This is a genomic window from Cyanobacterium sp. IPPAS B-1200 (genome assembly GCF_001747005.2).
Classification (GTDB): domain Bacteria; phylum Cyanobacteriota; class Cyanobacteriia; order Cyanobacteriales; family Cyanobacteriaceae; genus Cyanobacterium.
In genome coordinates, this window is record NZ_CP182899.1 from 1580183 (window position 1) to 1595004 (window position 14822).

General features: G+C 38.4%; 15 protein-coding genes. 6 read left to right on the forward strand and 9 right to left on the reverse strand.

Features of this window, described 5'->3' with window-relative positions:
• Positions 1–133: 133 nt before the first annotated feature.
• Positions 134–448, forward strand: coding sequence for a hypothetical protein (locus A5482_RS07260; protein ID WP_069790961.1), 315 nt, complete (start codon positions 134–136; stop codon positions 446–448).
• Positions 449–478: 30 nt separating this feature from the next.
• On the opposite strand, the gene A5482_RS07265 is transcribed toward A5482_RS07260, so the two are convergent.
• Positions 479–1471 carry a DnaJ C-terminal domain-containing protein gene (locus A5482_RS07265; protein WP_069790960.1) on the reverse strand — a complete coding sequence of 331 codons (993 nt, stop codon included), beginning with the start codon at positions 1469–1471 and terminating at the stop codon, positions 479–481.
• Between the two features lie 297 nt (positions 1472–1768).
• Positions 1769–2539, reverse strand: a complete 771-nt coding sequence (locus A5482_RS07270) for a TIGR01548 family HAD-type hydrolase (RefSeq protein WP_069790959.1) — start codon at positions 2537–2539, stop codon at positions 1769–1771.
• Positions 2540–2679: 140 nt separating this feature from the next.
• Here A5482_RS07270 and A5482_RS07275 point away from each other — a divergent pair, with 140 nt between their 5' ends.
• Together A5482_RS07275 and A5482_RS07280 are read left to right on the forward strand one after the other, a co-directional pair.
• Positions 2680–2982 carry a 30S ribosomal protein PSRP-3 gene (locus tag A5482_RS07275; RefSeq protein WP_201150064.1) on the forward strand — a complete coding sequence of 101 codons (303 nt, stop codon included), beginning with the start codon at positions 2680–2682 and terminating at the stop codon, positions 2980–2982.
• Positions 2983–3039: 57 nt separating this feature from the next.
• On the forward strand, positions 3040–3588 hold the full coding sequence (locus tag A5482_RS07280) for a deoxycytidylate deaminase (protein WP_069790957.1): 549 nt from the start codon (positions 3040–3042) through the stop codon (positions 3586–3588).
• A 112-nt stretch (positions 3589–3700) separates the two neighbouring features.
• Here A5482_RS07280 and A5482_RS07285 read toward each other — a convergent pair whose 3' ends face one another.
• The 3 genes from A5482_RS07285 to A5482_RS07295 form a co-directional block, all read right to left on the reverse strand.
• Positions 3701–4714, reverse strand: coding sequence for a thiamine phosphate synthase (locus A5482_RS07285; RefSeq protein ID WP_069790956.1), 1014 nt, complete (start codon positions 4712–4714; stop codon positions 3701–3703).
• 252 nt (positions 4715–4966) lie between these two features.
• A complete protein-coding gene (dacB, locus tag A5482_RS07290) occupies positions 4967–6409 on the reverse strand; it encodes a D-alanyl-D-alanine carboxypeptidase/D-alanyl-D-alanine endopeptidase (protein WP_069790955.1) in 1443 nt (480 codons plus the stop codon).
• 36 nt (positions 6410–6445) lie between these two features.
• The gene (locus A5482_RS07295) at positions 6446–7183 is read right to left on the reverse strand and encodes an HAD family hydrolase (RefSeq protein ID WP_069790954.1); all 738 of its coding nucleotides are present in this window, start codon (positions 7181–7183) and stop codon (positions 6446–6448) included.
• A gap of 156 nt (positions 7184–7339) precedes the next feature.
• Here A5482_RS07295 and A5482_RS07300 point away from each other — a divergent pair, with 156 nt between their 5' ends.
• Positions 7340–7540 (forward strand): hypothetical protein, encoded by a 201-nt coding sequence (locus A5482_RS07300; RefSeq protein ID WP_069790953.1) that lies wholly within the window; start codon positions 7340–7342, stop codon positions 7538–7540.
• Positions 7541–7637: 97 nt separating this feature from the next.
• Here the strand turns inward: A5482_RS07300 and accB are convergent, their stop codons facing one another.
• Both accB and efp read right to left on the reverse strand, forming a co-directional pair.
• A complete protein-coding gene (accB, locus tag A5482_RS07305; RefSeq protein WP_069790952.1) occupies positions 7638–8135 on the reverse strand; it encodes an acetyl-CoA carboxylase biotin carboxyl carrier protein in 498 nt (165 codons plus the stop codon).
• Between the two features lie 56 nt (positions 8136–8191).
• Positions 8192–8752, reverse strand: a complete 561-nt coding sequence (gene efp / locus A5482_RS07310) for an elongation factor P (RefSeq protein WP_069790951.1) — start codon at positions 8750–8752, stop codon at positions 8192–8194.
• Between the two features lie 259 nt (positions 8753–9011).
• Between efp and A5482_RS07315 the strand changes: the two genes are divergently transcribed.
• Positions 9012–10043 (forward strand): IS630 family transposase, encoded by a 1032-nt coding sequence (locus A5482_RS07315; protein ID WP_446684740.1) that lies wholly within the window; start codon positions 9012–9014, stop codon positions 10041–10043.
• 150 nt (positions 10044–10193) lie between these two features.
• Here the strand turns inward: A5482_RS07315 and A5482_RS07320 are convergent, their stop codons facing one another.
• Together A5482_RS07320 and pyk are read right to left on the reverse strand one after the other, a co-directional pair.
• Positions 10194–11777, reverse strand: coding sequence for an IS1634 family transposase (locus tag A5482_RS07320; RefSeq protein WP_069791669.1), 1584 nt, complete (start codon positions 11775–11777; stop codon positions 10194–10196).
• Positions 11778–12011: 234 nt separating this feature from the next.
• The gene (pyk, locus tag A5482_RS07325) at positions 12012–13793 is read right to left on the reverse strand and encodes a pyruvate kinase (RefSeq protein WP_201150082.1); all 1782 of its coding nucleotides are present in this window, start codon (positions 13791–13793) and stop codon (positions 12012–12014) included.
• A gap of 293 nt (positions 13794–14086) precedes the next feature.
• Between pyk and A5482_RS07330 the strand changes: the two genes are divergently transcribed.
• Positions 14087–14791, forward strand: coding sequence for a Mo-dependent nitrogenase C-terminal domain-containing protein (locus A5482_RS07330; protein WP_069791302.1), 705 nt, complete (start codon positions 14087–14089; stop codon positions 14789–14791).
• Positions 14792–14822 lie beyond the last annotated feature (31 nt).

Here is a 14822-nt window from a genome sequence, read left to right on the forward strand (position 1 = left end):
TTCAGGAAATCTTAATTTTTTCTAAAGAAAAAAACAATGTAAATTGTTATTGCAAATCTGGTAAAAATCTTAAAATTTGAGCTAAAACGGACTTACAGGTTTAGTTTAACTATAGTAATTTTTTATTAGCACTATGAATAACGAAAATAAATATCGCATGATTTGTACTTTATCCTTTGGGGATATTTATGCCCAAATTATTATTTGGTTGATTGTAATTTTTATTAGTCTGGCAAGTACCCTTGCCCTTTGGAGTAGTACAAGACAAATTTATGCTTTTGCTACAGTGGGTATTGTCTTGGTTTTATCTTTACCTTTCCTACTATTTGCCTTCGTAACTACTTTATTTAATCATATCGAGTTTGTACCATTTGACCAAGAGGAAGAAGAAAAGAAATCAAAGGCTAGGGCTAAATTTCAAAGCAGAAAAGCAGCAGAAGCAGTTTAAAAGTTTTGACAAGATACTTGGGAGAAATTATTACTGATAATAATCTAATAAATCTTGACGGGGATTAAAAGTTTCTATTTCCCTAATTTGTTTATATAGTTCTTTTTCTTTGTCGGAAACCTGATTAGGGGGTACAATGCGTAAAATAACCATTTGGTCACCCCTTTCTCCTCGGATGTTGGGATAACCTTTGTCGGCTAATTTCAACCTTTGTCCAGATTTAACTCCTGAAGGGACGTTCATTTTGACTAAGCCATCAATGGTGGGAATTTCAATAGCACCGCCCACGATAGCTTCTGCAGGGGTGAGGGGAATTTCACAGGAAATGTCTGTTTTTTGTAACTTGAAAAAGGGATGCTCTTCAATGAGGATTTTGAGGTATAAATCACCTCCTCGAATACCTTGCCCTTTGAGTCTGATTTTTTGTCCATGATACATCGCTGGGGGCATATCAATCTCTAAAGAGCGTCCATCTTCTAAGCGAATGCGCTCTCTACCACCTAAATATGCCTTTTCTAGGGGTAGAGATAACTTTGCCTCAATGTCCTTTGATTTGGGGCGAGGAGGTACAGATTTAATGCGTTTAGCGGTGCTAGATTGATAGTCTTCTGTACGGGTGGGGCGGGTGCGATTATAGTTGGAGGGAGAATTATCGGAAACATTTCCCCGAGGGCTATTGGCTTTTGTATTATTGCGTAGATCATCCCATACCGTATTGATATTGGTAAAAGGAAAACCAGAGCTATTGTTACTTTTGGGGCGAACAACACGACGACGGGAATTACCAATTAACAAATCGTATTGAGAACGTTTAGTATCATCGGAAAGGGTGTCATAGGCTTCGTTAATTTTCTTGAACATTTCTTCGGCACTTTTATCACCCGGGTTTAAGTCTGGGTGGTAGCGCCTGGCAAGGGTACGAAATTCTTTTTTTATGTCTGTTAGTGTTGCTGAGGGTTCAACCCCTAAAATTTGATAATAATTATTCACAGTAGTGCGCAAATTTCCCGTGTCAAAACTCATAACAATATTGACATCTTCCCATGAGTAAATCAAATTTAGAGATTTGTGAGGAAGAATTTACTTTAACAGTATAACATTTACCTCAGTATAGGATGAGACGGAGATAAACAAGACTGAATAACTTACAATTTAATTACCTTTTTTTCGTGACTTTCCAAAAGAGTTAATTTAACGACACGTGAAAAATGAGTTATTGAACTAATTATGATAGGAAATAGTAAGAAGCTATCTGTGATAAATCCCTTATTGATAATGGGTAATTTGTTGACTTCTGGTCATTACCCACTATTCTATTTTCTAGCCTTTAATAAAGTCTGTCACTCTGGTTAAAACCTGTTGAGCTCCTGCATCGAGCATTTTTTGACTATAATCATTGATTAAATTTTCTTGCTGATGGATGTGAGGGGGTAAAATGGCGATCGCCCTTAAATCATCATTTGGTTTAATAGATTTAGCTCGAGAAATAGTCATCATATCTGCTACAGTATCCCCCAAATAAATAATCGGCAAAGACTCCTGAATATTATCCCTCTCCCTAATAGAGTTTACCGCCAAAAATAAACCTGTGGGATCAGGCTTTCCGGGGGCATCCTCCATGGCAACCAAAACAGGATCTTTTAAACCTAAACGACGGGTTAAAATGTATTCTGCCGAACCTTTTGTTGCCCCACTAAAAAAACCCCAGTGATAGCCCCTATCACTTAAACTCTCAAAAAAATCGGTATCCACCAACAAAGGCTCTTGGGTAATGTAACCATCCCAAGTATCGGCATTTTCAGGATCTCTACCACGGTAACGACACTGAAAAAAGTGTACAATTTCCTCATAAGAATAACTCACATCAGCGCGAGATTTTCCCACCCCCTCATAGTAACGGTAAATCAACTCCTGAGAGCCTTCCCAATCATTATTCCATACCCCTTCCCCTTTCAAACTGTCAATGTCCGCCATGCCCGGGCGATAATTCCCTTGGGTAAAATGCTCTACCGTATCCGCCAAAGCCCGACGATAGGAATTAGTTACATCCCGAAGTACACCATCAATATCAAATATAATAATTGCCGTCATAAAAAATAATTACCCTAAAACTAGACTTTGTCACTATGCAATTTAAGCTATAATATAGTATTGTCCAAAATTGTTACTATATATAAAATTATTATTTGGAGGTTTAATTGGAAGCCACAGTAGAAACCTTAGAAACTAAGATTGACGGTCGCTTTGTATTAAAAGTAGTTTGGTTAGATAAAGACGTTGCCTTAGCGGTGGATTATGTTATCAGCAAGGGTACAAGCCCCCTAACTCCTTACTATTTCTGGCCTCGTAGTGATGCTTGGCAAGACTTGAAAGACGAGTTAGACAAAAAAAATTGGATTACTGAGACTGAAAAAATTGAATTACTAAACCAAGCCACCGAAATCATCAATTTCTGGCAAGAAAAAGGTAAAGTGACCTCTATGGTACAGGCTCAACAAAAGTTTCCTGGAGTTGTTTTCTCAGGTACAAACTAATTCTTTTTTCATCGGAGGGGTAAAATTTATCCCTTCAGAAACTATTATATTTGATAAATGATTGATAGAGAAGAAAATCGCCCTTCATGGGACGAATATTTTATGCTAATGGCTAAGTTGGCAGCTACTCGCTCCACTTGTTTAGCTTTTCCCGTGGGTGCAGTCATCGTCAAAAATCGTCAGGTGTTGGCGACGGGTTATAATGGGCCCCCTTCTGGCTCGGTACATTGCACAGCCCAAGGTTTTTGTTATGAGGGTTTAAGTAGTTGTGATGCTAGTAAGGATTTACCCTCTAGGGCGGTTCATGCCGAGGCAAATGCGATCGCACGGGCAGCCCGTCATGGCATTTCTACGCAGGGGGCAACGATTTATGTTACTCTTGAGCCTTGTATTTCCTGTTTAAAATTAATTATTTCCGCTGGTATTAGGGAAGTTTTTTACGAAACGAATTTTAATAAGGGCGATCGTCTGACAGTAAGAGATTATTATATACAAGATGGACTAATCAGACTTCACAAAATGTCCATTCCCCATGGAATATCCATCAAAGCCAGTGAATTTTTAAACGACTGTGTTTCACTGAAAAAAGATAGCATCGGGAAATAAGGAGAAAAATATTCCATCAAGATTAAATTTCTCCAGAATAGGTAGGTGTTTTAGGAGCAAAACAACAACTTTTTTTTACCATTGCCCGTTGCCTATTCCCCATTCCCCTCATCTACAATTGTGACAAAAGATTTTGAGTCATAATCATGGGATTTTCCGCTTCCATGATAGCCCTCACCACCGCCGTACGAGTTGCCCCCGCCTTTGCTACATCAGAGATATTAGTTTCATCAATTCCCCCAATGGCAAACCAAGGTACCGTAGCATTCGCTTTGGCGTAGCGCACATATTCCAATCCCGATGCTTTTTTACCTGCTTTCGTGGGGGTTTCATACACTGGCCCTACCCCGATATAGTCAACCCCTTCTCCCAAAGCCTTCGCCATTTCTTGAGGGTTGGTGGTAGATTTACCAATAATTTTATTTTGTCCTAATATTTGTCGGGCTAAACCCACGGGCATATCCGTTTGCCCCAGATGTACCCCATCTGCATTTACTGCCAAGGCGATGTCGGGGCGATCGTTTACAATAAATAAAGCACCATACTGATGGCATAATTGTTTTAACTTGTACGCCTCCTTCAGTTTAATCAAATCATCTTGATCCTTATGGCGATATTGAACAATTTTTAAACCCCCCTTCAAAGCCGACTCCACAACCCCAAAAAAGTTATCCACAGGCATCGTCACCAAATACAAACTAACCTTACTCAACAACTGTTGCCGAGATTTACCAATCAACTTACTCTCCAAACTATAAACTTGGTATCGTAACTGCTTCATCCCCGAAGCAAACTCCCCGTTATATAACTTGGCATATTCTTCCAATACCCTCAAAGCCTCCTGCACACGGCAAAAATTCGCCTGTAACAAAGCCTCTAAACTCTCCCTTCCCTCCTCTTGGGGATGGCTTAACTGCGTCCCGGGGTCATTGGGAGTATCCCTAGAGGTGCGTAAATCGTCACTGTGCCAGCTAGCTAAGTCTTGACGCATTTCCTTACACACCGAAGCAGTATCGCCGTCATTTAGCCCAAAACGACACCATTCCTCAATGATTCTGAGTCCTTCCCTTGCCCTGTCCAAATTAGCATCTAAAATTCGATATATGGCTGTTTTTTGATTAATCATATTTATTAGTTTAATTTTTAAAATTTTATCCCTAGAGTTATCCCTTAAAGACTTTTTGGAAAGTTTATTTTATGGGGTTGACTTTCAATCCCTCTTTTCAACCTTCACTACTCCACTTTTTCGGCATAGTCCGCTTATATAGCAATTATCATGGTTACGGGGTACAAAATGATCCCCCTAAATTCTCCGCAAATTCGGGGGACTTGAGAATAATAAATGTATCTCATAATTATAAAAAAAACGCTATATAGTTTATTCACACACTTTTATTTGAGCAACAGTGTTAATAATATTATCGGTAGTTTGCCTTAAAGTGACGGCATGTTCTGTCGATTTATTAACCATTACACTTACTACTAAATCAGGATAATTTTCCACCTCCAAATAACCTGAAAGAGCAGTTACCCCCGTCAAAGTTCCTGTTTTACCTACAAAATTTCCTTGGGCGAGGCTATCTTGAAAACGATTTCTGAGGGTACCATCAACCCCCGCAATGGGCAAAGATTGACGAAAAAGATTACTATAGTCAGTGTTAGCCATTCCCTGTAGGGTAGCAGTTACCGCAGAAGGAGTAATTAAATTTTGGCGAGAAAGTCCTGAACCATCCCGAAGATTATGGGTTTGAGGATCAACATTTATCATGTTCAAAAGCTCTTTTTGTTGCTCAGTTTGACTACTATTTTCCTCTCTTAATTGTCTTAATAAAATTTCTGCAAAAAGGTTATTACTATCTTTATTAGTGACATTAACAATGTCTGACAAAAGCTCTGATTTTATTTCCATTAACTGATTTTCAGAAGTTAAATTATCTAAGCTATTATCTGTAATAATTTGGGTAGATGAAACCGAAATATTTTGATCTCCGAGCGCCCCTTGTAAACTATCTAAAAAGTATTGATGGGGATTAGGAATTGATAACCACCACTGACGAGATTCTTGATTTACGCCTAATTCTCCTGTAATCTCCACCGTTGACTCTCGCCAATTAGGAATTAATCTAATACTATTATCATCAGGATTGTTGGTAGTAATAACGTTATTGATAACACGCCATTGTCTTCCCCCAAGATTATCTGACCATTGAATGGTGGCAGGTTGATTAACTCGTTGCCCCAAAAGACTTAGGGTGACGGTGTTTTCATTAAGAATAATATTACCAACAGGGGGGGCATAATAATAGGGTAAGTCAGAGTTTTCCCATGTACCGTTAATAATGTCGCTAAAAGGGGCATCATCTTTGATAATCAGTTGGTTAATACTGGTAACGCCTTTTTCTGCTAGTGTTTGGGTTATTTCATCTAGCTTGGCGGTGGTAATGGTCGGATCTCCGTTACCTACTATGATTAAACTATCTATATCAGGCATTTCCCCTGTGTAATAGACGGGGGTAGAGATTTGATGATTTGCTCCAAATTTGAGAAGGGCGGCGGCGGTGGTTAATAATTTGGCGTTGGAGGCTGGTATAAAGTATTGTTCGCTGTTGCGCTTATAAATGGTATCTCCTGAGTTAAGTTGCTTAACCAAAATGCCCCAAGTGTCTCTTTGGTGGGCTGGATTGTTTAAAATGGCATCTATTTCTCTACCTAAATCCTGTTCGCATATTCTGGGGCTATCTTCTGCTTTGACTTCATATCCATAAAGGGGATTAAGGGCAAAGACAAGGGAAAAAACAACTTTTAAACTGGTTTTTAACATGATTTTTTTATGATGACAACAAAATCATTTTAATGGTTAACTAACAGAAACCATGGCTAAGTCTGAGATTACCACATCGGCGGTATTGAGGTGATGGGCTTGGGGGTTATGCCAACAAATGCCAATTACCCCTGCTGCCCCTGCATTTTTTGCCATGGCAATGTCTCCTTGGGAGTCTCCTATCATGAGGGTTTTTTGGGGGGAGATTTGCATTTTTTCACAGGCTTGAAGAAATAAACGGGGGTCGGGTTTCGATAATCCGCTATCTACGCCCATGATAAGGTCTATGTAGGGAGTTAGTTGATGATTTTTGACAAATTCGGCTACTCCTTGGGTACTGTCGGCGGAGAGGATGCCAAGGGGTAATCCTGCGGAGGAGAGGGTTTCTAATACTTCTAAACTTCCTGCAAATAGGGGGGAGGTGTTACCCCGATTGGGTAGGGATTTATCGGCTTCTTCAAAACTTTTTCGGGCGATGGTGAGGGATTCAAACCAGCTTCTACCTGTTTCGGCGATATATCCTGCGGAGACAATCAAGTTTTCGTGGTGGCTACCGACGGCCATTAATCCTGTGGGGTTGAGGTAGTCTCTTTCTACTCCATAGGCCATTAGTAGGGGTTCGCTGGTGCCTGGTATTTGAGCGTCAATGAGTCTGGCACGTTTGAAGGCTAATTCTCGTAAGAAGCTCTCGGAGTCGGCTAGGGTGCCATCTTTGTCGAAGATGATGGCTTCTATGTTTTCAAATTTTTTCCCTTGGCAGGTGATTGTTTTCATGGTGATAAGTTTTGGCAGGATATGGGATGTTAATTTATTCTAATTTACTCATGTTTAAGGGGCGATCGCCCTTTTTTGTTTATCTATCCTTTGATGGGGGGCGAGATATGAGATAATTTCAGATGAGGAATAACACAGATAAGACAATTATTGATTATGACTAGAGATGTAAATTGTAAGGTGGAGTGTGTCAACGGTTGTATTTTGGGGGATGACTGTCCCCATAAGGAATATGCTCAGGAAACCAAAAAGTTTTTGAATGATACTTCTTTAGATAAGATGCTAGAAATGGCGGAGGCCGCCCGGTTGAAGAAGTTGAGTGAGCCTCCTAAATGGGTTATTCCTGATGAGATTTAACGATGTTTTTTACCCTATTTTCTAAGAGTGAGGAAATAGGGTTTTTTCATTTAGGGGCTTGAATATGACCATGGAATTTAGTTAATGAGATTGGGGTTTAGGTAGCAACCCAAAGGAGGGTTTGTCCATATTCTACGGGTTCGCCATTTTCCACGGCAATCTCCATCACCTGCCCAGTAATTTCGGACTCAATTTCGTTCATCAGTTTCATAGCTTCGATGATACATACCACGCTACCCACACTAATTTTATCTCCTATTTCAACGAAGGAACTTTCTCCTGGGGCTGATGCTCGGTAAAATGTACCTACCATGGGGGAGGTGATTTCTTTCCAGTTATCTCGTTTTTTGTTGTGATCTTCCGCTGGTTTTTCTGTACTATTGCTAGGAGGTGCGATAGCCTCTGGGGCTGGGTTTTCTACTGTCGGGGTGACAGGCATAGGGGCTGGAGTAATGGTATAGTTGGGCATGGCCACCTCAGGTTTACTTTTATTAACCGTTAACTCGAAGTCTCCTTCTTTGATGGTTAATTTGGTAATGTCTGTAGTGGCGATCGCCTCTATAAATTCTTGTAGTTGCTTAAAATCTATTGGCACTGTTAAATTTTATGATCTAAAGGGTTTATATTAACAAAGTCAAGGTTAATCTTAGCTTAGTTTTCTCTACCTAAATAAGTATCGGTACGGGTATCAATTTTAATCTTCTCACCGATAGAGATAAATAAAGGCACCATAACTTGAGCGCCTGTTTCCACGATGGCAGGTTTTGTGCCTCCTGTGGCAGTATCTCCTTTCACCCCTGGATCAGTTTCAGTAATTTCTAATACCACAGAAGTAGGTAATTCCACATCTAAAACTTCATCATTCCAGAAAAGAATATTGACCTCCATTTCCTCTTTCAGGTACTTGAAGCGATCGCCCATTTGTTCCTCAGATAGTCTCGCCTCTTCAAAGGTTTCCATATCCATAAACACATATTGATCCCCTTCCTTGTAGGTATGTTGCATGGTGCGCTTCTCAAGGTTCGCTTGGGGTACAGTTTCCCCAGCCCTAAAGGTTTTTTCCATGGTGTTACCAGTTCGGGCATTTTTGAGCTTAGTACGGACAAAAGCCGCACCTTTACCCGGCTTCACATGGAGAAACTCAACAACTTTCCATACACTGCCATCTAATTCGATGCTGACACCCGTGCGAAAATCATTACTAGAAATCATACAGTTTATTAATACAAATCAAAATCTTATACAATAGCGATAAAAACGCCTAAACTATATTCCCTCAAAATGGAACAATTGACAACGCAAAAGTCAATGAACAATGCACAACCCGACTTTCCGCACTTCATTTTGTCACAAATAAAGCGACATAAAGAAGATGAGCTATTTGTAATGGTTTGAGTAAAAATTATCTTTAATACTAAATCCGAGAAATAGAATATACTATTAATAATAAAAATAATGTTAGATAGAATCAATGGCAAGAAAAGTATATTTAGCAGATTATTTGAGTAGAGAAGAATTAAAAGAAAAATATTTTTCCAATAAAGATAATGTGGAATCAAGACGATGGCACTTATTGTGGAAAATATCTTGTGGATGGAGCGTAAAAAATAGTGCCTTAGCAGTAGGAATAAGTTATATTTACGCCAAACAAATAATTAAAAAGTATAACAATCAGGGAGAACAAGGAATATTAAATGGTCGTAAAACAAGAAAAAAATATAATGTTGGAAAAAAAAGCCTATTAACAGACCAGCAATTGCAAAAATTAAAGTCAGAATTAGAATCGAAACCAGAAGATGGGGGACTTTGGACAGGGCCAAAAGTGGCTCGTTGGATAGAAAAAGAAACAGGAAGAGAAAAAGTGTGGAATCAAAGGGGGTGGGACTATCTAAAAAAGTGCAGGTACTCTTGGCAGAGTCCGAGACCAAAACATAGAAAAGGAGATATCCAGGAACAACAAGAATTTAAGCACAATTTTAGAGAGAAAGTAAAAGCTTTTGAAGCCAAGCATAGTGGAGAAGAAGTAGATGTGTGGTTTTTTGATGAACATAGAATCGGATTAAAGCCGATTGTAAAGAAAGTATGGGGAAAAATAGGAGAAAGACCAACTGCAATAGTCAATCATCGTTATGAGTGGTTATATATTTACGGTTTTGTCAAGCCAAAAACGGGAGAAACATTATGGTATTTGATACCGAGAGTAAGTACACAATGGTTAAATTTAGTCTATGAAGCATTTGCCAAGGATGCTCTGGTGGACAATAAAAAAGTCTTGTTGGTAGAAGATAATGCTGGTTGGCATCGGAGTAAATCATCAAAAGTGCCCCAAGGAATTGAAATAGAATATTTACCACCATATTCTCCAGAACTACAACCAGCCGAAAGATTATGGAGTTTAGTAGATGAACCTTTAGTTAACCAATATTTTGAAACCGACTTTCCGCACTTCATTTTGTCACAAATAAAACGACATAAAGAAGATGAGCTATTTGTAATGGTTTGAGTAAAAATTATCTTTAATGTCTTTTTCTCTGCTATTTTACTCTTGGACTATTTCTATATTTTCCCACCACAAACCTATGCCATCAATTTTTTTATTTTATGTTGTAATGGCTCTTATTTTTGTTGATGTTTTCCTAACTATCAAGGTTTTTTATTGATAATATTCACGACATTTTGCTGGTAAATATTCTAATATTTCTTCTCTATCTTTATTCATATTTACGATTCTTTCTTCTTCATTTATTTTTGCCAGATAGATTCCTTGAAAGCATTGGAATATCCATCTCATTGTTACTTTTTCTGTTCTTTTTCCTACTTGGTTTCTCAATCCTACTTTTCTTCTTTTTAATTCTTTTCTCATTTCTCTTTGAGCTAGGTTATATATCAATAAGCTCAAGGACATTAACCATAATATCCCTTCCAACCTCTCCACCTTTTTTACATAAAAACTCTCGGTAAAAAATAAGGGATTCTTTAAAAATCTAAATCCTCTTTCTACTTTTTGTTGTTGTTTATATTCCCATAGTATTTCCCATGGTTTTAATCTTTCTTCCTCCATTACATTGGTTGCTAAGATAAATCTTCCTGCTTGATTTTTCTTTTTTTCTATTTCTTCTTCCTTCTCTCTTACCACTACACTTACTTCATATTTTCCTTTCTCTTGCTTTCTAATGTCTTCTATCTCTAACTCATAATATTTAAACCTTTTATTCTTTTTCTTTATTTCTCGTTCACATTCTTTGTTATCGCACCACAATTTTCTAGATATTTTCTTTTTCTCTTTTTCTACTTCCTCTTTTTCTAGGGGAATTGCTTTTTTTATTTTTTTTAGATCGCTTTCTTTTCTTTTTTTATTTTCTACTACTAACCATCTCTGGTTTATTCCCCCATAGTTTTCCTTGATTACTTTCCATTCATAACCTCTTTCTTTCAATTCTTGTTCTTGCTCATTTTCTATCTCTGTCCATAATATTTCTTCGTTTTCTACTAATTCTCTCCCTTTTTTTACTGTTAATGGCACTCTTGTTATCCATTTCATTTCCCCTAGTAATTGGATATTCTCTTGACTATATAAGGCACTATCACATACTGTTATACTCTCTGTTTCTATACTTTTCTTATACTCTTTTACTATCTTGACAAATTCTTTTTTATCACTTTGATTTCCCTGTCCTGATTTCATCCATAATGGTATTTCTCCGTCCCCTGATACTATTAAATTTAATACACATTGTTTTAAATCTGGACGATTATCTTTTGAATACCCATGACATATTTTGATGGTTTTTCTATTTTCTTCTTCCTCATTTTCATATTTACCATCCACATGAAATGATGTGGAGTCTAAGTGGTGATAATTACTTTTTATTTGATATTTTTTTATTACTTCTATGACTATTTCTATGAACAAATTACTTAGTCCATATTCGTATAGTTCATCTAAACTTCTCCCTAATTTGTCATCATTTAAGTATTCTTTTTTTACTTCTTTTCCTAGTAATTTTTCTATTGCTTTGTCGTTAAAAAACTCTGAAAATAGGTACAATGGCTGAGACACAAAACCCAAGGCATTGAGAATCATTGCCTTGACTACTAATCCTTTACTAATTTTTTCTGTAGCATAGGATGGTAGTTTTTGGTTTACAATCTCTACAATGCCTACCTCGTCTACTATTCCAGCTATTATACCTAAATGATCAATATTTTCTATTTCAATGTTTATTGATTCATACATTTTCCTAGACTTATCATTACTCTATTAAAACTAATTTACTCTATTCCACTTCATCTTTTTTATCACTTTTTTTGTAGTATTCTTGCTTTTTCTTGAACTATGCGGAAGGTCGGTTGATCATGAGTCAGATAACTTTGAGGTTATTGAGACATTTTTAAGCTCAGAAGATTATCAAGTAAGAATAGATAATCAACTTACTTGAGCTTTTATTTATTATCCATTCTCAATTATCCATTAATCTACTCCATCTTGACTGCCATCAGTGCCAAGATAAACTAAGCCCTGTTCGATTTTCATGGTTACAAAACTAGCATCACGGATAACAGTAGTTGCATCTTTAACCCCTACAATGACGGGAATACCAAGGCGCATTCCGATCTGGGCTGCGTGCGATCGCACTCCACCCTCCTCGGTAATAATACCACTGGCCAAACGCATGGCATCTACATAATTATTATCAGTGCCTTTGGCTACCAAAATATCCCCCTGATTAAAATTAGTAAGGTTATTTACATCATGAATCACCTTCGTGCGTCCTGTAATCACCCCTTGCCCAATGCCAAGGCCCTCGCTAAGTAAACCCTTTACAATCTCCACCTTAATCAAATCCGTGGAACCTGCTACCCCCTGTAAAGTTCCCGCCGTCATTACTACCAAATTACCATCTTCCAATAAATCCTCTTCCCTTGCCAACTCAATAGCCGAACTGAAAACCTGTTTTAAACCTGGCATATCTAACAATAGTAAAGGTTTTACTCCCCAAACAAGCTGTAATTGACGGGAAATGCTCACGTGGGGGGTAATTGCCAAAATTGGTGTTTTCGGGCGAAATTTGGATACGTTACGAGCCGTTGCACCTGTTTTTGTAAGGGTCATAATGGCACTAGCTTTAAGTTGTTTAGCAATTTGCCCGACTGCCCCAGAAATGGCATTGGGAATATTTTGACTATCCATTTGGGTGAGCATATGGGGGGCAATGGAATCCCTTTCTTCCTCGGTGCGTCTAGCAATTTTTGCCATGGTAGCGACCGCTTGAACAGGATATTTACCCACCGCCGTTTCATTGGAAAGCATTACTGCATCAGTACCATCCAAAATGGCATTAGCAACATCAGAAACCTCTGCCCTAGTGGGGCTAGGACTATTTGCCATACTGTCTAACATTTGAGTGGCGGTAATGATGGGAATACCCAAACGATTAGCTGTACGAATCAGGCGTTTTTGTAAAATGGGAACATCCTCAGCGGGTAACTCAACCCCTAAATCTCCCCTTGCTACCATCACCCCATCACAGAGGGAAAGAATTTCCTCCATTTGTTCAATGGCTTCGTGTTTCTCTATTTTGGCAATGACGGGGGTAGATTTTCCGGCACTGGCAATTAAATCTTTGATTTCTAAGACATCTTGGGGATTTCTCACGAAGCTAAGGGCTACCCAGTCCACCCTTTGATCTAACCCAAACATTAAATCTTTTTTATCTTTTTCCGTTAGGGCTTTGACGGATAAATAAACGTTGGGGAAGTTAACTCCTTTGTTGCTGGAGAGTACACCCCCTACCACTACCTGACAATGAAGATCTTGATTTTCTTTATCAATTTCTTTTACCACCATTTCCACCCTACCATCATCAAGAAGGATTCTGGCATTGAGGGGAACTTCTTCTGCTAGATGTTCGTAACTAATACAGGCAATTTTATCATCACATTTTACATCCCTACTGGTGAGTACATAGCGATCGCCCTCATGTAATTCAATAGAACCACATTCATATTTACCTAACCTAATTTTAGGGCCTTGTAAATCTTGTAAAATACCAATGGGACGATTAAGCTCATTTTCCACTTGGCGAATCATCCGAATACTACTTTGATGGACTTCATGGGTACCATGGGAAAAGTTGAGACGAAAAGTATTGGCGCCAGCAAGGATCATTTTGCGCAATGTTTCGGGATTCGCACAACCAGGACCGACGGTTGCTACAATTTTAGTACGGCGGGAAAATTTCTCAGACATCACCTAATATTTACAGATCGAATGTGATTGAATATTATACCCTAGGGACGTTCAAATTTGATAACGATGAGGTTTTATTCTCTTTGGATTTTATCTTTAATTTTTTATTTCTAACTTGTTCTTGACTAAAATTCATCTCATGACGGATGAGACTCTAACGAATCGATATAAAAAAACTATCCTTCCCTAATTACAACACGTTATAAAGTCCACCCTAATTGTTACTGATTTCCGTATTTTGAAATCAGGATTCATTGTATAGAATTAGAGGTAGTTTAGATTTTCTATCTGTCATCATGAATACAAATAACAATAGTTCGGCGGTTGTCACTAGTGAGATACAAAAATTAGACGATCGCACCATAACCGCTTGGCTAAGGGGGTTGTTAACGGTTGCCTATGCAGATGGTCATTTTGACCCCGAAGAGCAGGATTTAATCGCTAGTTTAACCCAAGATGAATTGATGCCCAACACCAATCTAGGTGATTTAGAACCTATTTCTCCCCAAGATTTAGCTACAGAATTGGGTGAAGATACAGACATCAGAGAAAACTTTTTGCGTACAGCGGTAATGATGGCGATCGCCAATGGGGTATATTCCCAAGCCGAAGCCGATGCTGTCCATAGTTTTCACAAAGCCCTAGACTTGGACATAGAAGCCCTTAAGTCCTTAGAAGCCACCCTTTGGAATCCCACAAACAAAGATGATAACACCATTGCCCAAGGAAAAGGCGAAGGTGCGATCGATGTTCTCAACCCCGTCAAAAAATGGCTGGATGGCATGGATATAAATGATCCTAGAGTCGCTCGTTTCCTTTGTAAAATGATCCCTCCCCAATGCCCCTTTGAAAGAGATATTAAACTATTTGGCAAGAAAATAGTCCATATTCCCCCCATGTGTAAGCTAAATCCCCTCTACGAACAATTGGTGGGCTTAAGATTTCGCTCCCTTTCGTATCTTGCCGATGATTGCAACGAAGATATTTCTAATTATATTTAGAAGAATAGAGAGACTGATTTACGAGGCAGGT